17 protein-coding genes are annotated in these 18,645 nt (G+C 66.6%); 12 read left to right on the top strand and 5 right to left on the bottom strand.

Annotated elements, in window-relative coordinates:
• Nucleotides 1-13: 13 nt before the first annotated feature.
• Together nusA and rimP are read right to left on the bottom strand one after the other, a co-directional pair.
• Nucleotides 14-1,693 (bottom strand): transcription termination factor NusA, encoded by a 1,680-nt coding sequence (gene nusA / locus OKW76_RS11240; RefSeq protein WP_265548980.1) that lies wholly within the window; start codon nt 1,691-1,693, stop codon nt 14-16.
• Nucleotides 1,693-2,271: a ribosome maturation protein RimP gene (gene rimP / locus OKW76_RS11235; RefSeq protein ID WP_265548979.1), complete on the bottom strand. Its 579-nt coding sequence runs from the start codon at nt 2,269-2,271 to the stop codon at nt 1,693-1,695. The genes nusA and rimP overlap by 1 nt, the downstream gene beginning before the upstream one ends.
• 207 nt (nt 2,272-2,478) lie before the next feature.
• Between rimP and OKW76_RS11230 the strand changes: the two genes are divergently transcribed.
• Entirely contained in the window at nt 2,479-3,648 is a 1,170-nt protein-coding gene (locus tag OKW76_RS11230; RefSeq protein WP_265548978.1) for a PQQ-dependent sugar dehydrogenase, read from the top strand.
• Nucleotides 3,645-4,835, top strand: a complete 1,191-nt coding sequence (locus tag OKW76_RS11225) for a PQQ-dependent sugar dehydrogenase (protein WP_265548977.1) — start codon at nt 3,645-3,647, stop codon at nt 4,833-4,835. The genes OKW76_RS11230 and OKW76_RS11225 overlap by 4 nt, the downstream gene beginning before the upstream one ends.
• An 11-nt stretch (nt 4,836-4,846) precedes the next feature.
• Here the strand turns inward: OKW76_RS11225 and OKW76_RS11220 are convergent, their stop codons facing one another.
• The gene (locus OKW76_RS11220; RefSeq protein WP_265548976.1) at nt 4,847-5,284 is read right to left on the bottom strand and encodes a Dabb family protein; all 438 of its coding nucleotides are present in this window, start codon (nt 5,282-5,284) and stop codon (nt 4,847-4,849) included.
• The gene (locus OKW76_RS11215) at nt 5,281-6,483 is read right to left on the bottom strand and encodes a Gfo/Idh/MocA family protein (RefSeq protein ID WP_265548975.1); all 1,203 of its coding nucleotides are present in this window, start codon (nt 6,481-6,483) and stop codon (nt 5,281-5,283) included. Before OKW76_RS11215 ends, OKW76_RS11220 begins: the two co-directional genes overlap by 4 nt.
• 193 nt (nt 6,484-6,676) lie before the next feature.
• Here OKW76_RS11215 and OKW76_RS11210 point away from each other — a divergent pair, with 193 nt between their 5' ends.
• The 9 genes from OKW76_RS11210 to OKW76_RS11170 all read left to right on the top strand — a co-directional run bounded on the left by OKW76_RS11210 (nt 6,677) and on the right by OKW76_RS11170 (nt 15,016).
• On the top strand, nt 6,677-7,054 hold the full coding sequence (locus OKW76_RS11210) for a c-type cytochrome (protein ID WP_265548974.1): 378 nt from the start codon (nt 6,677-6,679) through the stop codon (nt 7,052-7,054).
• A 22-nt stretch (nt 7,055-7,076) separates the two neighbouring features.
• Entirely contained in the window at nt 7,077-8,120 is a 1,044-nt protein-coding gene (locus OKW76_RS11205; protein ID WP_256505842.1) for a sugar phosphate isomerase/epimerase family protein, read from the top strand.
• A gap of 53 nt (nt 8,121-8,173) precedes the next feature.
• Nucleotides 8,174-9,505 carry an MFS transporter gene (locus tag OKW76_RS11200; RefSeq protein WP_256505840.1) on the top strand — a complete coding sequence of 444 codons (1,332 nt, stop codon included), beginning with the start codon at nt 8,174-8,176 and terminating at the stop codon, nt 9,503-9,505.
• Nucleotides 9,502-10,428, top strand: a complete 927-nt coding sequence (locus OKW76_RS11195) for a hydroxypyruvate isomerase family protein (RefSeq protein WP_265548973.1) — start codon at nt 9,502-9,504, stop codon at nt 10,426-10,428. Before OKW76_RS11200 ends, OKW76_RS11195 begins: the two co-directional genes overlap by 4 nt.
• Nucleotides 10,429-10,439: 11 nt before the next feature.
• Nucleotides 10,440-11,270 carry a 3-keto-disaccharide hydrolase gene (locus OKW76_RS11190; protein WP_265548972.1) on the top strand — a complete coding sequence of 277 codons (831 nt, stop codon included), beginning with the start codon at nt 10,440-10,442 and terminating at the stop codon, nt 11,268-11,270.
• Nucleotides 11,267-11,824, top strand: a complete 558-nt coding sequence (locus OKW76_RS11185; protein WP_265548971.1) for a gluconate 2-dehydrogenase subunit 3 family protein — start codon at nt 11,267-11,269, stop codon at nt 11,822-11,824. Before OKW76_RS11190 ends, OKW76_RS11185 begins: the two co-directional genes overlap by 4 nt.
• Nucleotides 11,821-12,654, top strand: coding sequence for a sugar phosphate isomerase/epimerase family protein (locus OKW76_RS11180; protein ID WP_265548969.1), 834 nt, complete (start codon nt 11,821-11,823; stop codon nt 12,652-12,654). The genes OKW76_RS11185 and OKW76_RS11180 overlap by 4 nt, the downstream gene beginning before the upstream one ends.
• A 24-nt stretch (nt 12,655-12,678) precedes the next feature.
• Nucleotides 12,679-14,361, top strand: a complete 1,683-nt coding sequence (locus OKW76_RS11175) for a GMC family oxidoreductase (RefSeq protein ID WP_265548968.1) — start codon at nt 12,679-12,681, stop codon at nt 14,359-14,361.
• 67 nt (nt 14,362-14,428) lie between these two features.
• Nucleotides 14,429-15,016: a DUF6624 domain-containing protein gene (locus OKW76_RS11170; protein WP_265548967.1), complete on the top strand. Its 588-nt coding sequence runs from the start codon at nt 14,429-14,431 to the stop codon at nt 15,014-15,016.
• Between the two features lie 15 nt (nt 15,017-15,031).
• On the opposite strand, the gene OKW76_RS11165 is transcribed toward OKW76_RS11170, so the two are convergent.
• Nucleotides 15,032-16,306, bottom strand: a complete 1,275-nt coding sequence (locus OKW76_RS11165; RefSeq protein ID WP_265548966.1) for an MFS transporter — start codon at nt 16,304-16,306, stop codon at nt 15,032-15,034.
• Between the two features lie 432 nt (nt 16,307-16,738).
• On the opposite strand from OKW76_RS11165, the gene OKW76_RS11160 reads away from it, so the two are divergent.
• The gene (locus OKW76_RS11160; protein ID WP_265548965.1) at nt 16,739-18,643 is read left to right on the top strand and encodes a ribonucleoside-diphosphate reductase subunit alpha; all 1,905 of its coding nucleotides are present in this window, start codon (nt 16,739-16,741) and stop codon (nt 18,641-18,643) included.
• The last annotated feature ends 2 nt before the right edge of the window (nt 18,644-18,645 follow it).

The raw sequence follows: 18,645 nt of genomic DNA, 5'->3' as shown, positions 1-18,645 counted from the left end.
AGCGTCCGCCCGATCATTGCTCGGATTCCGCAACAGCGTCCTCCCCGGCATCGTTGGTTGCGGGCGCGTCGGCTTCGGCCACCTCGGCTTCGCCCGCATCGCTCTCGGCCGCGGCAGGCGCCTCGTCCTCGAACCAGTGCGCGCGCGCCGCCATGATGATCTCGTTGCCCTGCTCGTCGCTCAGCGAATAATCGGCCAGGATGCCGCCCTTGGGCTCGGGACGCTTGGGCGCGTCGTCGTTGCGGCGGCGCGGTTCGGCGCGCTTCTTCTCGACCAGCTCGTCGGTCGCCAGATCGGCGAGATCGTCGAGCGTCTTGATCCCCGCCTTGCCCAGCGTCACCAGCATCGCCTCGGTCAGATACGGCATCGTCGTCAGGTCGTCCTCGACCCCCAGCGAACGCCGCAATTCGCGGTTCGATTCCTCGCGGCGATCGAGCGCTTCCTGCGCGCGGTTCTGCAGCTCGCCCGCCAGATCCTCGTCGAAGCCCTCGATCGTCGCCAGCTCGGCGATCTCGACATAGGCGACTTCCTCGAGCTCGCCGAACCCTTCGGCGACCAACAGCTGCGCCAGCGTCTCGTCGACGTCGAGTTCCTTCTCGAACATCGCCGAACGCTCGACGAATTCCTTCTGCCGCTTCTCGCTGGCATCGGCTTCGGTGAGGATGTCGATCGCCTTGCCCGTCAGCTGGCTCGCCAGCCGGACGTTCTGGCCGCGACGGCCGATCGCCAGCGAAAGCTGGTCGTCGGGCACCACCACTTCGATGCGGTCGTCTTCCTCGTCGATCACGACGCGCGCGACATTCGCCGGCTGCAGCGCGTTGACGACGAAGGTCGCGATGTCGGGCGACCAGGGGATGATGTCGATCTTCTCGCCCTGCATCTCCTGCACGACTGCCTGGACGCGGCTGCCCTTCATGCCGACGCACGCGCCGACCGGGTCGATCCCCGAATCATGGCTGATCACGCCGATCTTGGCGCGGCTGCCCGGGTCGCGCGCGGCCGCCTTGATCTCGATGATGCCGTCATAGATTTCGGGCACTTCCTGCGCGAACAGCTTCTTCATGAAGTCGGGATGCGCGCGGCTGAGGAAAATCTGCGGCCCGCGATTTTCGCGGCGAACGCTGAAGATCAGGCTGCGGATCCGGTCGTTGACGCGCACCACTTCGCGCGGGATCTGCTGGTCGCGGCGGATGACGCCCTCGGCGCGGCCCAGGTCGACCACGACATGGCCGAACTCGACGCGCTTGACGACGCCGGTGATGATCTCGCCGACGCGGTCCTTGAATTCTTCATGCTGGCGCTCGCGCTCGGCGTCGCGGACCTTCTGGAAGATGATCTGCTTCGATGCCTGCGCCTGGATGCGCCCGAATTCGATCGGCGGCAGCGGATCGACGATATAATCGCCGACGACCGCGCCCTTTTGCAGCTTCTCGGCCTGCGCGACATCGACCTGCTTGAAGAAATCGTCGACCGCCTCGACCACTTCGACGACGCGCCACAAGCGCAGGTCACCGGTCACCGGATCGAGCTTGGCGCGGATGTCGTTCTCGGCGCCATAGCGGTTCTTGGCGGCGCGCTGGATCGCGTCCTCCATCGCCTCGATGACGATCGCCTTGTCGATCAACTTTTCCTTGGCGACCGAATCGGCGATCGCGATCAGCTCGGCGCGGTTGGCGGTAACGGCGGTGGCCATCAGTCCTGTTCCTCTGCTTCGGTTTCGTCGACGCCTTCGATCGGCGCTTCGATGATTTCGTCTGCGCCCGCCAGCGACAAGGGCTGGGTGGCGGCGATCAACTTGTCGGTCAGCAGCAGCTTCGCCTCGGCGACCTGCGCGAACCCGATCGTCATTTCCTTGTGCTTGCGGACGTCGATCGTGATCTGGTCGCCGTCGATGCCCGCAAGGATGCCCGTCAGCTGCTTGCGGTTGTCGACCGGCTCGACCAGGTGGATCCGCGCCTCATGCCCCGCCCAGTCGCCGAAATCGGCGAGCCGGGTCAGCGGGCGATCGATCCCCGGCGACGATACCTCCAGTCGATACGCCTCGACGATCGGGTCGCGCCCTTGCGCCTCGAGCGCGTCGAGCACGTCCGAGATCCGCCGCGACAGCGCCGCGCAATCGTCGATCGTCAGCTGGCGGGTGTCGGGGCGCTCAGCCATCACCTGCAGCGTCGGGTCCGAGGTGCCGCCGAACATCTTGACGCGTACCAGCGCCAGCCCGAGCGCGGTCGCTTCGGGTTCGATCAGGGCAGCCAGGGCGGCGATATCGGCCATGCGGTCTTTCGTTGTACAGGCAAGCAGCCTGGGTTTTGCGCAAACGGTCTGGGCGCCGGAGCCTTTCGGTCCCGACCTCGTCAATGTCACCAATGTCGAGCAGGCCTTCCATATACGCGCCGATTCCAGGATCGGCAAGCGTCTCTGGCGGAACCGCACCGCTTGGTGCAGGTTGGAGCTCGAAACGTAACGTCCTCGGGAGAGACCATGTCCACGCGCACCATTTTATTTACCACTATCGCCTCGGCTTCGCTGCTGGCTTGCAGCGCCGCCGATCAGGGCAACGCGACCGTTCCTGCCAATGCCACGACCGCAGCCGCCAGCCCCGCCGGTGCCGCGCAGGCCGGCCTTCCCTTCGCCGTCACCCCCGTTGCCGCGTTCGACGCGCCCTGGGCGATGACCTTCCTGCCCGATGGCCGGATGCTGGTGACGCAGAAGGCGGGCCAGCTGATGCTCGTTTCGGCCGACGGCAAGACCAAGACACCGCTCACGGGCATCCCCGCGGTCGACAGCGAAGGCCAGGGCGGCCTGATGGACGTCGTGCTGCATCCGCAATTCGCGCAGAACCGGATGGTCTATTTCAGCTTCTCCGAAGCCGGCCCCGGCGGCAAGGGCGTCGCGCTGGCGCGCGGCGTGTTGCAGGATGGCGACAAGCCCGCGCTGCAGGACGTGTCGGTGATCTTCCGCGCCTCGCCCTATGTCGAGGGTGACGGCCATTATTCGGGCCGGATCGCTTTCGCGCCCGACGGCCAGCACCTGTTCTTCACCAATGGCGAGCGCCAGAAGTTCGATCCCGCGCAGGATCCCAAGGCGACGCTCGGCAAGGTGCTTCGCCTGACCCTCGACGGCGAGCCTGCGGGCGACCCCGCGCTCGCCGCCAAGGGCTTCAATCCCGCGGTCTGGTCCTATGGCCATCGCAACCTGCTCGGGATCGCCTTCGATGGCGCGGGCAATTTGTGGGAGCAGGAAATGGGGCCGATGGGCGGCGACGAGATCAACCTGATCCAGGCGGGCAAGAATTACGGCTATCCGATCGTCTCCGACGGCGATCATTATGACGGCCGCGACATCCCCAACCACGACACCCGCCCCGAGTTCGAAAAGTACAAGGTCAACTGGACCCCGGTGATCGCGCCCGCCGGCCTGATCGTCTATTCGGGCGCGATGTTCCCCGAATGGCAGGGCGACCTGTTCGTCGGCGGCCTGGCGTCCGAAGCGCTGGTGCGGATCGACGTCAACGGCACCGAAGCCACCAAAGGTGACCAATGGGGCATGAACGCCCGCATCCGCGAGGTCGAGCAGGGCCCCGACGGCGCGCTCTACGTGCTCGAGGATGGCGAGGGCGGTCGCCTCCTTAAGCTGACCAAGCCCGCATGACCCCGCGCGCCCGTCTCGCCGCGCTCTGCGCTCTGCTGGCGTTGCTGGCGGGGTGCGATGGCGGCGGGACGGGCGCGATCACGCCCGCTCCCACCCCGACACCGACCCCCTCGCCTACCCCCGCCCCGACGCCGACTCCTACGCCCACCCCAGCACCGCCCACCACGACGGTGCGCAGCGCCCCGGTCGCCAGCTTCGATTCGCCCTGGGCGATGACCTTCCTTCCCGATGGCCTGCTGCTCGTCACCGAACGCGGCGGCGCGCTGCGCATCGTCACCCAGGCGGGCGAGAAGTCGCCGCCGATCGCAGGCGTTCCGGTCGTCGCCGCCGCCGGCCAGGGCGGGCTCCACGACGTCGTCCTCCACCCCCAATTCGCCAGCAATCGGCTCGTCTATCTCAGCTTCGCCGAAGCGGGCAGCAGCGGCAAAGGCCTCGCGGTCGCGCGCGGCACCTTGTCGGCCGACGCATCGCGGATCGACGATCTCGCCATCGTCTGGCGCCAGGCGCCCAAAGTCGCGGGCGACGGCCATTTCGGCGGCCGCATCGCCTTCGCCGCCGACGGGCGGATGTTCGTCACCGCGGGCGAGCGCCAGCAGGGCACCCCCGCGCAGGACCGGTCGCAGACACTGGGCGTCGTCGTCCGCCTCACCGACACCGGCGGCGTGCCGACCGACAACCCCTTTGTCGGCCAGGCGGGCTTCCGCCCCGAAATCTGGAGCTTCGGCCACCGCAACCCCTATGGCTTGGCCTTCGATTCGTCGGGCCGATTGTGGGAGCATGAACACGGCCCCGAGGGTGGCGACGAGCTCAACGTCATCGAACGCGGCGGCAATTATGGCTGGCCGCGCGCCTCGAACGGCAGCGACTATGGCGGCGGTGACATCCCCGATCACCGCCCCGGCGACGGCTATGTCGGCCCCGCGGCGTTCTGGACCCCGGTGATCGCGCCTGCCGGCATGATCATCTATTCGGGAACGCTGTTCAGCGGCTGGCAGGGCCAGGCGCTGATCGGCGGGCTGGTGCAACAGGGGCTGGTGCGCGTCGCGCTCACCGGCGCCACCGCAAGCGAAGTCCAGCGCATCCCGCTCGGCCGCCGCATCCGCGAGGTCGAACAAGGCCCCGACGGCGCGATCTGGGTGCTCGAAGACGGCGCCGGGGGCCGGCTGCTGAAGCTGACCCCCGGCTGAAATACCCGCGGCTAGTTCGCGGTTACCGGCACGGTATCGTACACCTGCACCCGGTCCCACAGCGCCGCATTCTCTTCGACGAACTTCAGGTGGATCGGGTCGTCCTGATACGAATCCTGGTCGACCTTGCTGTCGAAGAACAGCGTCCACGACACCGAATACGAACTGTCGATCACCTCGCGCCGCGTCGGGGCGGGTTCGCCGATCTGATAGCTGCGGATCGTCTTCACCGCCGACAGCTTTTCCAGCGCGGCGATCAATTTGGCCCGATCGGCCGCGCTGTCGGCATTTTTGAGCCAGAAGAAGACGTGATGCACGAACCGCCCTTCGCGCGGTGTCTGCGCACGCGCGGGCGAAGCCACCAGCAGCGACGACAGCACGATCCCGGCGATCGCCCAGCCCAGTTTCGATCGGCCCAGTTTCGATCGGCCCGATTTCGACGCATTCATGCAGCTTCTCCCTTGGTGTTCCGCCGCGCGGCCAGGACATCGGCAAGCCGCGTCCATTTGGCGTCGCCGGCGCTGTTTTCGATCATCGCCTCGACAAAGGTCATCGTGCGCAGCCCGTCGTCGATCCCCGGAAACCAGTCGGCGGTGCCGATCGCGGGCACCGCCGTGCCCGCCTTCACCGTCTTGGCGAAGCTGCGATACAGGTTCGCGAACGCCTCGATATAGCCCTCGGGATGCCCCGACGGCGTCCGCAGCCGCGCGGTGGTCAGCGCATCGAGCCCCGGTCCCGCTGCCCGCACGATCTCGGCAGGGCGGTCGAGCCAGCGCAGCGTCAGCGTATTGGGCTCCTGCTGCGACCAGTCGAGCCCGCCCTTCTCGCCATGCACCCGCAGCCGCAACCCATTCTCGTCGCCCGCGGCGACCTGGCTCGCCTTGAGCGTGCCGCGCGCGCCGCCTTCAAAGCGCAGCAGCGCCGAGACATCGTCGTCGAGCCGCCGCCCGGGAACATGGATCGTCAGGTCGGCGCTCAATTCCTCGACGCTCAGGCCCGAGACATGCTCGGCGAGCTGGAACGCATGCGTGCCGATGTCGCCCAGGCAGCCGCCCAGCCCCGCGCGCGCCGGATCGGTGCGCCATTCGGCCTGCTTGTTGCCGCCCGCATCGATTGGCTGGCTCAGCCAGCCTTGCGAATATTCGACCTGCACCAGCCGGATCGCGCCCAGATCGCCGCGCGCGACGCGCACCCGCGCCTCCTCGACCAGGGGATAGCCGCTATAGGTGAACGCAAGCCCGTACAGCCGGCCCGAGCGCTCGACCGCCTCGGCGATCGCCAGCGCCTCGTCGAGGTTCAGCGCCATCGGCTTTTCGGACATCACGTCGAACCCGGCGTCGAGCGCGGCGATCGCCATCGGCGCGTGCAGGTGGTTGGGCGTGACGATCGCCAACGCCTGCATCCGCTCGCTTGTCGGCAACGCCGCCTCGCCCGCCAGCAGCGCCTCGAGCGAGCCATAAGCGCGCGCAGGCTCTATCCCGAGCGCGGCAGCGCTGCGCGCATTGCGCTCGCCGTCGCTGCTGAACGCCCCGCAAACCAGCGCGCATTCGCCGTCGAGCGCAGCCGCCATCCGATGCACCGCACCGATGAACGCGCCCTCGCCGCCGCCAACCATCCCGTATCGCAGCCTCGATGCCGATGCCGTCATTCGCAACCTCTCCCATATTCGCGGGCTCGCCGATCGCCATGCCGCGAGCCCATTGCCGTAGCGACGCTATTAAGCGTTCAGTCAGGCACGATGCCGTTACTGCATTCGAATGCAAGCCCTTGCGATGGCTTGCGCATGCTGCGTTGAACCGGTTACAGGCCGGCAACCGATCATAATAAGACCGGAGAGGTTCATGAAATTATTGTTTACGGCGATGCTGGTTCCAGCCGCCCTGTCGATTGCCCCCACGCCCGCCGCGGCGCAAAATGCCGATGCCGGCGCGCAGGTCTTCAACACCTGCCGTGCGTGTCACACGCTCAACAAGGGCGGCCGCAACGGTGCCGGCCCCAATCTGCACGGGCTGTTCGGGCGCCAGGCGGCCGCCGCGACCGGCTTCAGCTACAGTCCTGCGCTCAAGGCATCGAAGATCCGCTGGGACGACAAGACGCTCAGCGAATATCTCGAAGCGCCCACCAAGCGGGTTCCGGGGACGCGGATGATGGTCAAAGTTCCCGACGCTGCCAAGCGCGCCGCGTTGATCGCCTATCTGAAGCGCGAAACTACCAAATAACTGATTTCAGGAGATTTTGCCGATGAAGGGACCAGCGGTTTTCCTTGCGCAGTTCATGGGCGACAGCGCGCCGTTCGACACACTTGGCACGGCTGCGCGCTGGATGGCCGATGCCGGCTATGTCGGGGTGCAGATTCCGACCTGGGATAGCCGCTGCATCGACCTCGCCAAGGCCGCCGAAAGCCAGGATTATTGCGACGAGCTGGCCGGCACCTGCCGCGAGGCAGGCGTCGAGATCACCGAGCTGTCGACGCATCTGCAGGGCCAGCTGGTCGCGGTGCATCCCGCCTATGACGTCGCCTTCGACGCCTTCGCGCCGCCCGAACTCCACGGCAAGCCGGTCGAGCGCCAAGCCTGGGCGGTCGAGCAGGTCAAGCTCGCCGCGCGCGCCAGCCGCCGGCTGGGGCTGAACGCCGCCGCCACCTTCTCGGGCGCGCTCGCCTGGCCCTATCTCTACCCTTGGCCGCCGCGCCCCGCCGGGCTAGTCGAGGAGGCCTTTGCCGAACTCGCCAAGCGCTGGCGCCCGATCCTCGACGTGTACGAGGAGGAAGGGATCGACCTCGCCTATGAGATCCATCCGGGCGAGGATCTGCACGACGGCGTCACCTTCGAACGCTTCCTGGCGGGCGTCGACAACCACCCGCGCGCCAACATCCTCTACGACCCCAGCCATTATGTGCTGCAGTCGCTCGACTATCTGCAGTTCATCGATTTCTATCACGAGCGAATCCGGATGTTCCACGTCAAGGATGCCGAGCTCAATCCCAATGGTCGCTCGGGGGTCTATGGCGGCTTCCAGGACTGGGTCGATCGTCCCGGTCGCTTCCGCTCCTTGGGCGACGGGCAGGTCGATTTCGGGGGGATCTTCTCGAAGCTCACCCAATATGGCTATGCCGGCTGGGCGGTGCTCGAATGGGAATGCTGCCTCAAGCATCCCGAGGACGGCGCGCGCGAAGGCGCGCCCTTCATCGAGGCGCACATGATCCGCAAGGCCGAGGGCGCATTCGACGATTTCGCCGGTGGCGGCGATCCGGCGCTCAATCGTGCGATGTTGGGCTTGACCTGAGCCGCGGCGCCGCTCAGCTTGTAAGACAATAACAATAATCAGGGGGTGGGTGCGTGAGTAGCAAAGCGAGCGCCGCAATGCCGGGCGTCCAGGGCGTCAACAAGAGCCGGCTGTTCTGGCTGGGGGTGCTGGCGCTGTTCACCGCGGCATCAAGCCTCGGCATCCGCGGCGCGATCGCCAGCGGGCTCAAGGCCGAATGGATCGATCCGATCGCGCCGTTGCAGGCGGGCGAACTGCTCGCCGCCGCGCTCGGCGCGGCGTTCCTGAGCTTCGCGATCACGGTGTTCGTCGCCTCCACCCTCCTTGACCAGATCGGGATGAAGCGCTGCCTGCTCGGCGCGGGGCTTTGCTTCGTCCTCGGCCCGCTCGCGATCGTGTTCGCGGGCGATCTCGCCACGGGCATGAACATCTATCATTTCGTGTGGTTCGGCATGCTGGTCAGCGGGATCGGCTGGGGGCTCACCGAAGCCGCGATCAACCCGCTCACCGCGCAGCTCTATCCCGAGGACACGACGCACCGATTGAACGTGCTCCACGCCTGGTTCCCCGGCGGCATCATCGTCGGCGGGCTCGCGGGCTTCTTCCTCGCCGATACGCTGCCCTGGCAGGGGATCATGGCGCTGGTACTGATCCCCGCGATCGCGACGATCGTGATCGCCGCCACCACCACCTTCCCGCCGGCGCTGCGCGAGGAAACCGGCGTCGGCTTCGGCGAGATGCTGGGCGAGGTGTTCCGCCGCCCCAGCTTCTTCATCTGGTTCGGCGCGATGTTCCTGACCGCCGCGTCCGAGCTCGCGCCCGGCCAGTGGATCGACGTCGCGCTCAGCAACCGCGTCGGCATGCGCGGCATCCTGCTGCTGGTCTATGTCAACGCGCTGATGTTCGTCTTCCGCCACTTCGCCGGCCGGCTCGCGAACAAGATCTCGAACCCCGGCCTGTTGTGGGTATCGAGCCTGCTCGCCGCGGTCGGGCTGTTCATGCTCAGCCAGGCGCAGTCGCCGATCGCGGCGATCATCGCCTCGACGGTCTGGGGCTTGGGCGTCTGCGTGATGTGGCCGACGATGCTCGCCTCGGTCGCCGAGCGCTATCCGCGCGGCGGATCCTGGGCGATGGGGCTGGTTGGATCGGCGGGCGCGATGGCGAGCTTCTTCGTGCTGCCGCAGCTCGGCGCGATGTTCGATGAGGCCAAGATCGAGTTCGCCGGCGGCCCCGCCGCCTTCGCCTCGCTCACCGGCGCGGCCAAGCTCGCGGTCGAGGATGCCGCCGCGTCGCTGTCGTTCCAGCGGCTGGCGATCCTGCCGCTGATCCTGCTCGCGGTGTTCGGCGTCATTTGGCTGCGCGAACGCGGCAAGTCTCGCGCGCAGCTGGCGGGCGAGGCTGCATGAAGCTGTCGCGCCGATCGGTGCTGGCGGCGGGCGCGATCGGCGCGGCGGGCGCCGGCGCTGCCGCGGTCGGTAGCGGGATCAGTGGCGGTGGCGGCCAGAACCGCGCGACCTTCTCGCTGAAATATGCGCCGCACGAAGGCAGCTTCAGGAGCCGCGGCAACCGGCTCGAACAGATCGCCTATGCCGCCGACCAAGGCTTCACCGCCTGGGAAGACAATGAAGTCGCCGGCCGCAGAGTCGCCGACCAGAATGCGATGGCGCGCGCGCTCCAGCAGCGCGGGATGACGATGGGGGTGTTCGTCGCCAGCATGCCGCGCTGGGCCGATTTCCGCCCGGTGCTCGGCGGCAACGACGATGCCGATCGCGATCGCTTCCTTGCCGACATCCGCGCGTCGGTCGACGTCGCCAAGCGGCTGAATGCCCGGCATGCGACGATCGTCACCGGCTTCGTCGATCGCAGGCTGCCGATCGAGCTCCAGACCGCGCGCGTGATCGACGTGCTGCGCCGCGCCGCCGACATCTATGCCCCGCACGACATCACCATGGTGATGGAGCCGCTCAACACGCTGGTGGATCATCCCGGCGTCTTCATGACGACGATCCCGCAGGGCTTCGCGGTCGCGCGCGCGATCGACAGCCCCGCGATCAAGGTACTCGCCGACCTGTATCACGAGCAGATCCAGGCGGGGAATCTCATCAATACGCTCGATGCCTGCTGGAGCGAGATCGGCTATATCCAGTTCGGCGACAATCCGGGGCGCAACGAGCCGGGATCGGGCGAGATCAACTACCAAAATGTCGTGCGCTGGCTGCGCGCCAAGCGCTTCGGCGGGGTGATCGGCATGGAACATGGCAATTCGGTCGAGGGCCGCGCGGGCGAGGACCGGCTGATCGCCGCCTATCGCGCGATCGACGCTGCATGAGGGGAAGAAGCGTGAAACGGACCATCTTGACGATCGGCGCACTGGCGTCGCTTGGGGGCATCGGCGTGGCGCAGGACAAGACACCGGACAAGCCCGGCTTTCGCGACACCCCGATGCTGCCCGGCGGCCAGTGGCACGTCCATGATTCGGAGCGCCCCGCGCCCACCGTCGTGACCCCCGCCCCCGCGCCGGGCGCTGCGCCTTCGGACGCGATCGTCCTGTTCGACGGGTCCTCGCTCGATGCCTGGACCGCGCAAGGCACGCCGTGGAAGGTCGAGGGCGGCATTTTCACCGTCCCCGCGCGCGTCGGCGGCAAGGACAGTTCGCTCAGCACCAAGCAGAGCTTCGGCGACGTCCAGCTCCATCTCGAATTCCGCAGCCCGACCCCGCCGACCAAGAGCTCGCAGGATCGCGGCAACAGCGGCATCTGGTTCATGCAGCGCTACGAGATCCAGATCCTCGACGGCTATCAGAACCCCACCTATGCCGACGGCACCGTCGGCGCGATCTATGCCTGGAAGCCGCCGCTGGTGAACGCCTCGCGCAAGCCCGGCGAATGGCAGAGCTACGATGTGGTGTTCGAACGCCCGCGCTTCGGCGACGACGGCAAGCTGCTGCGCCCCGCCTACATCACCGCCTTCCTCAACGGCGTGCTGGTCCAGCATCGCCAACCCTGGCTCGGCACCACCGCCTGGCGCCAGGTCGGCAAATACGAAGCGCATGGCGATGCCGCGCCGATCCAGCTGCAGGACCATGATTCGCCTGTTTCTTTCCGCAACATCTGGGTGCGCCCGCTGCCCGAGGCAGCGCTCAGCCATGACTTTCAAGGAGCCGTGAAATGATCGACCGCAGAAATGCGCTCGCCGGAATGGCGGCGATGTTCGGTACCGCGCTGTTCGCCCCGATCGCGCGCGCCGCGGCGGGGCAGGTGGTGCCGATCAGCGATGGCGCGGCGACGACTGCGGTCTTCACCGCCGAACAGCGCGCGCTGATGACCGCGCTCAGCGAACGCATCATGCCGACCACCGACACCCCCGGCGCGATCGCCGCCGAGGTGCCGCAGTTCATCGAAAAGCTGCTCGCCGACTGGGCGTTGCCCGAGGATCGCGTGCCGATCGTCGCCGGTCTCGACGCGATCGGCGCACGCAGCGTTAGCGACTACAAGCTGCCGGGATCGAAGGCGAGCGCGGCGCAGCACGACGCGCTGCTGACGCTGGCGATGAACGACCAGCTGCCGGGCGGAAAGGATTTCTTCGAAAAATTCCGCCAGCTCGTCGTCACCGGCTATTTCACCTCGGAAATCGGCATCATGCAGGAACGCGAATATCTGCCGGTGCCCGGCCGCTATGACGGCGCCCACCGCTACACCAATGGCACAAAGGTCTTTTCGGCATGAACCTGAACCGCCGCCAGATCCTCGGCACCGGCGCCGCGCTCACCGCGCTCGCCGCCGCCGGCCCCGCCTTCGCGCAGCCCAAGCGTGCGATCGGCATCCAGCTCTACACCGTGCGCGAATTGTTCGGGCCCGATCCGATGGGGACGCTCGAGAAGATCGCCAAGATCGGCTATCGCGAGGTCGAATTCGGCGGTGGCGGCTATGACAAGATGGACCATGCCGCGCTTCGCCGGAGGATGGACCGGCTGGGGCTCAAATCGCCTTCGATCCACGTGCCCTATGAAATGCTGCTCGCCGATTTCGACGGCGCGGTGAAGATGGCCAAGACGCTCGGTGCCGACACCATCATCCTACCGTACATGACCGAGCCCAATCGCACGCTCCCGGTCTTCACCAAGGCGATCGCCGATTTCAGCCGCTTCGCCGAGCGGCTCAAGAAGCTGGGTCTCGATTTCGCCTATCACAACCATGATTTCGAATTCACGCTCAAGCCCGAAGGGCGCAGCCTGTACGAGCGGCTGATCGCCGATACCGATCCGGCGCTGGTGAAGATCGAGCTCGACCTGTTCTGGACGATCGCCGCAGGGGTCGATCCCAAGGCGCTGATCCGCAGCATGCCCGGCCGCATCTATGCCTATCACGTCAAGGATCGCACCGCCGATGGCAAGATGACCAGCGTCGGCAAGGGGACGATCGACTTCGCCGACATCTTCACGCTCAACGACATCGCCGGCGTGCGGCACTTCTATGTCGAGAACGACCAGTCGCCCGCGCCCTATCTGCCCGACATCACCACCAGCTTCCAGACGCTCAGCCGCCTGCGCGCCTGACCTGTGTATTCGAGGATTTCCACCATGCAAGCGACCGACAAGTTCGACGCGATCGTCATCGGCTCCGGGGTGAGCGGCGGTTGGGCGGCGAAGGAACTGACCGAAAAGGGGCTGCGCGTCCTGATGCTCGACCGCGGCGTCATGGTCGAGCACGGCGAGGATTACGACTATGACGGCAAGCCCGCCTTCGAGATCCCCGCGCGCGACGCGATGCCCGCCAAGCTGATCCAGAGCGACTATTTCATCGCCAAGCACGGCTATGTCGCGCCGAGCACCCAGAAATATTACAACAACGACCGGCTGAACCCCTATGCCTATGACGAGGGGGACAAATTCTACTGGATTCGGCCCGGCGCGGTCGGCGGCAAGTCGCTGATCTGGGGCCGCTGGAGCTTCCGCTGGAGTCCCGAGGACTTCGAGGCCAACAAGCGCGAGAATGTCGCGATCGACTGGCCGATCCGCTACGACGACGTCGCCCCCTGGTACGACTATGTCGAGAAATATATCGGCGTCTCGGGTTCGCGCGAGAATCTGCCCCAGCTCGCCGACAGCGTGTTCCAGCCGCCGATGCAGATGAACGTCGCCGAGAAATGGCTCAAGCAGCGGCTCGAGACGACGTCGCCGGGGCGCAAGCTCATCAACACCCGGCTGTCGAACATGACCGAGGACAAGCCCGAGCAGGGACGCACAAAGTGCCAGTATCGCAACCAATGCGGTCGCGGCTGTTCGTTCGGCGCCTATTTCTCGACCCAGGCGGTCACGCTGCCCGCCGCGCGCGCGACCGGCCGGCTGACGCTGCGCGCCAATGCCATGGTCACCAACCTCGAATATGATGCCAAGCGCAAGCGCGTCACCGGGGTTCGCGTGGTCGATACCCAGACCAACCAGGCCGAGATCATCCCCGCCGGCCTCGTCTTCATGTGCGCCTCGGCGATGGCGTCGACGCAGATCATGCTGAACACCCGCGCTGCCGGTTCGACCAAGAGCGTGTTCGACACCAGCGGCACGCTCGGCCGCTATGTGATGGACCACATCTTCCGCGTCGGCGTCAGCGGCAATATCCCCGGCATGACCGAGTTCATCGAATATGGCCGTCGCCCCGGCGGCGTCTATATCCCGCGCTTCCGCAATGTCGGCGGCGAAGAGGGCGTCGGCTTCAAGCGCGGCTATGGCTATCAGGGGAGCGCGCAGCGCAGCCCGATGTATCCGGTCGGCTTCGGCGAATCGATGAAAAAGGGGATGCGCGGCTATGCGCCGTGGAGCTTCGGCATGACCGCGTTCGGCGAATGCCTGCCCTATGAGGACAACCGCATCAGCCTGCACCCCGACAAGGTCGACCGCTTCGGCATGCCGCTGGTGCGCTTCGACGTCACCTTCCGCGACAATGAAATGAAGATGATGACCGACGCGCGCGAACAGGGCGAGGAGATGCTGCGCAAGGCGGGCCTCACCGACGTCCATAGCTGGCGCGGCGAGCATGTGCCGGGGGATGCGATCCACGAAATGGGCGGCGCGCGCATGGGCGCCGATCCGCGCCAGTCGGTGGTCAACAAATGGGGCCAGGCACACGACGCGGCGAACCTGTTCATCACCGACGGCGCGGTGATGACCTCGGTATCGTGCGTGAACCCCTCGCTGACCTTCATGGCGCTCACCGCGCGCGCGGTGGACCATGCGGTGAAGCTGAAGAAAGCCGGCACGATCTGACATGCCACCCCTCGCGAGAGCGAGGGGGCGGTTGGATGACGGTCAAACCGGGGATCGGCCTGCGCGTATGGATCAGTCTTTGGCATCCCGGCTGATCGCCCTTGCCGCCCATGATCGGGCGACAAGGGCGCGCCTGGCAAGCCATGGCAGCCTGTTCGAAGGCTATCATCCCGAGATGCAGGCCGTCCACGAAGCCAATGCGCAGGCGCTGGAAACCATTATCGACGCGATCGGCTGGCCCATAGCGGATCGGGTGGGAGAAAGCGGGGCCGAAGCCACGTGGCTGATCGCCCAGCATGCCATCGGCCTGCCGCCTTTTCAGCGCCGCTGCCTCGGGTTGCTCGAAGCGGCGGTCGCGCAAGGACAGGCGCCGGCTTGGCAAATGGCGATGATGTTCGACCGCATCTGCGTCTTCGAAGGACGCGCTCAGCGCTACGGCTCGCAATTCGATTGGGGCGACGATGGGCAGTTCAGCCCCTTGCCGATCGACGATCCCGATGGCGTCGACCGACGGCGAGCCGAAGTCGGGCTGGAGCCGTTAGCGGCCGCGATCGCGAACCATCGGGAGCAAACGGAGGCCGGGGCCAAACCCGCCGACCTGGCCAGCCGCCGGAAGCGAATAGAGGAATGGGCGCAGCGCGTCGGATGGCGGTGAGGTGAACCAGCACCTCTACCCCCGCGGCAGCCGCCGCTCGACCACCAGCACCCCGACCGCCGCGGCGAACAGGCACGCCGCCAGGAACAGCATCGGCGCCAGGTCGCTGCCGGTCTCGTCGCGGATACGCGGCACTACCGTCTGCGCGACGAAGCCGCCCAGATTGCCCACCGAATTGATGATCGCCAGCCCCGCCGCCGCGCTCGCGCCGGTCAGGAAGCGCGGGGGCAGCGTCCAGAATACCGGCTGGCCCGAGAAGATCGCGGGCGCGGCGATGCACAGCAAGGCGAACTTCGCGACCGCGCCGGGCACCACCACGCTGCCGATCAGGCAGATGCCGCCGAGGATCGCGGGCACCACGATATGCCAGCGCTGGTCGGCGTAGCGCGCGGCGTGGCGCGGCACCGCCCACAGCGCCAGCCCCACCAGCACCCAGGGGATGACGTTGAGGAACCCGTTGACGGTATTCGACACCCCGAACCCCTGGACGATCGTCGGCAGCCAGTAGCTGAGGCCATAGGCCGCCAGTGGAAACCCGACATAGGCGGCGCTCAGCATCAGCACGCGGGCATCGAGCAGCGCGCGCAGCGGATTGCCATGCGCCTCGCGCCCGCCGGCGATCCGCTCGGCCTCTAGCACCTCGGCAAGCCAGGTCTTCTGCGCCGGGGTCAGCCAGCGCGCCTCGCCCGGCCCGCTCGGCAGATAACGCAGCACCACCGGCACCAGCAGCAGCGCGGGCGCGCCGGTCGCCAGGAACACCCATTGCCAGCCGCGAAGGCCGCCCAGCCCGTCGAGGTCGAGCAGCAGCCCGCCCAGCGCCGCGCCCACCGCATTGGCGACCGCGCTCGCCAGCATGAACAGGCCGATCGCGCGCGCACGATGCGCCTGCGGGAACCACAAAGTCAGCGCATAGAGCACGCCGGGAAAGAACCCCGCTTCGGCCACCCCCAGCAGGAAGCGCAGGATGTAGAACATCGTCGGGCTCTGGGTGAAGCCCAGCAGCAGCGTGACGATCCCCCAGCTCGCCATGATCCGCGCGAACCAACGCCGCGCACCGACGCGCTCGAGGATCAGGTTGCTCGGCACCTCGAACAGGCAATAGCCGACGAAGAACAACCCCGCGCCCAGCCCATAGGCCGCCTCGCTGATGCCGAGGTCGCCGACCATCTGCAGCTTGGCATAGGACACGTTCTGCCGGTCGATATAGGCGACCATGTACAGCAGCCCGAGCAGCGGGATCAGCCGCCACGTCACGCGGCGCACCGTGCTGCGTCCAAGCTCGTCCATCATCGCTCCCCCGTCGTGCCGCCCGCCACCGTCCGGGAAATGCCCGCCCCGTGCAAGCGCGGGCGATTCCTCCCCATGAATCTTTTTGCCCGCCGCGCATCGCCCTATTGCTTTTGGGGAACGCCAGCTTGGTCCACGCGTCGCGGCCGATCGGCGGCCATCGGGGCACGCGGATATTCGACGAACCGCGCCGCGGTGCCGATTTACCGGCTTGTGCCTCGCCCGATTTGAGCACAATCTATAGTGGTAGCAACGGGGATACGGCCCAAGCGATGGTATCCGACGCGCGATAGACCGATATCGTGGCACGGCTCGCTTCCGCTCTCCGGCGCAACATGATCACTTTTTGTTCTCGCGCAGCCGCGCTGGATGATAGCATCGGTATCCGCCCGCGAATCGAGGGTGCATGCCGCACGAACGAGGGACGGGCCAGTCATGGATTTCAGGGACGATCAGCACGTGAGCGATACCGCGACCGACACCATCAGCGAAACCGCCGCCGACGCCCCCAAGGCGCGCACCTCGCACACGATCGACAAGCAGCTCTATGCGGTCGAGGTCGATCATTCGCGCGACGCGCTGCTGACCGATTTCGGCAAGGAAACGCTCAAGGACCGCTATCTGCTGCCGGGCGAAAGCTATCAGGACCTCTTCGTCCGCGTCGCCTCGGCCTATGCCGATGACGCCGCGCATGCACAGCGGCTGTACGACTATATCTCGAAGCTGTGGTTCATGCCCGCAACGCCCGTTCTGTCGAACGGCGGCACCGGGCGCGGGCTGCCGATCAGCTGCTACCTCAACTCGGTCCCCGACAGCCTCGAGGGCATCGTCCAGACCTGGAACGAGAATGTCTGGCTCGCCTCGCGCGGCGGCGGCATCGGCACCTATTGGGGCAATGTCCGCGGCATCGGCGAGCCGGTGGGCCTCAACGGCAAGACCAGCGGCATCATTCCGTTCGTGCGCGTGATGGATTCGCTGACGCTGGCGATCAGCCAGGGCTCGCTGCGCCGCGGCTCGGCGGCCTGCTATCTCGATGTGTCGCACCCCGAGATCGAGGAATTCCTCGAAATCCGCAAACCCAGCGGCGACTTCAACCGCAAGGCGCTCAACCTGCACCACGGCGTGCTGATCCCCGACGCCTTCATGGAAGCCGTCCGCGCCGGCGACGAATGGCAGCTCAAGAGCCCCAAGGACGGCAGCGTCCGCGCGACGGTCGATGCGCGCTCGCTGTTCCAGAAGCTGGTCGAGACGCGCCTCGCGACCGGCGAGCCCTATATCGTCTTCAGCGACCACGTGAATTCGACGATGCCCAAGCATCATCGCGACCTGGGGCTCAAGGTCTCGACCTCGAACCTGTGCAGCGAGATCACTTTGCCCACCGGGCGCGATCACCTGGGCAACGACCGCACCGCGGTCTGCTGCCTCTCGTCGCTCAACATCGAAACCTGGGACGAGTGGAACGGCGACAAGCGTTTCATCGAGGACGTGATGCGCTTCCTCGACAATGTGCTGCAGGACTATATCGACCGCGCCGAGCCCGGCATGGAACGCGCCGCCTATTCGGCGATGCGCGAGCGTTCGGTCGGCCTTGGCGTCATGGGCTTCCATTCGTTCCTGCAGGCGCGCTGCCTGCCGTTTGAAGGCGCGATGGCCAAGTCGTGGAACCTGCGCATCTTCCGCCACGTCTCGGCGCAGGTGAACGAAGCATCGATGCAACTCGCGATCGAGCGCGGCCCCTGCCCCGATGCCGCCGACATGGGTGTCATGGAGCGGTTCAGCTGCAAGATGGCGATCGCGCCGACCGCGTCGATCAGCATCATCTGCGGCGGCACCAGCGCGTGCATCGAGCCGATCCCGGGCAATATCTACACCCACAAAACGCTCTCGGGCAGCTTCGTGGTACGCAACCCGCATCTCGAAAAGCTACTGTCGACCAAGTCGAAGAACTCCGACGCGATCTGGAATTCGATCCTCGAAAAGGGCGGCAGCGTCCAGCATCTCGATTTCCTGAATCAGGACGAGAAGGACGCGTTTAAGACCAGCTTCGAGATCGACCAGCGCTGGCTGCTCGAACTCGCGGGCGATCGCACCCCCTATATCGACCAGGCGCAGTCGCTGAACCTGTTCATCCCCGCCGATGTCGAGAAGTGGGACCTGCTGATGCTCCACTTCCGCGCGTGGGAATTGGGCATCAAGTCGCTCTATTATCTCCGCTCGAAGTCCATGCAGCGCGCCGGGTTCGCGGGCAGCGGCGGGGTCGAGGCCGACAACACGATCGACAAGCCGACCTTCGATCTGGGCGAATCGACCGACTATGACGAGTGCCTCGCCTGCCAGTGAGG

The sequence above is a fragment of the Sphingomonas sp. S1-29 genome (assembly GCF_026167545.1).
Classification (GTDB): Bacteria; Pseudomonadota; Alphaproteobacteria; order Sphingomonadales; family Sphingomonadaceae; genus Sphingomonas.
Note: the sequence above shows the minus strand (reverse complement) of the source record. Positions and strands in the feature narration are given on the sequence as shown.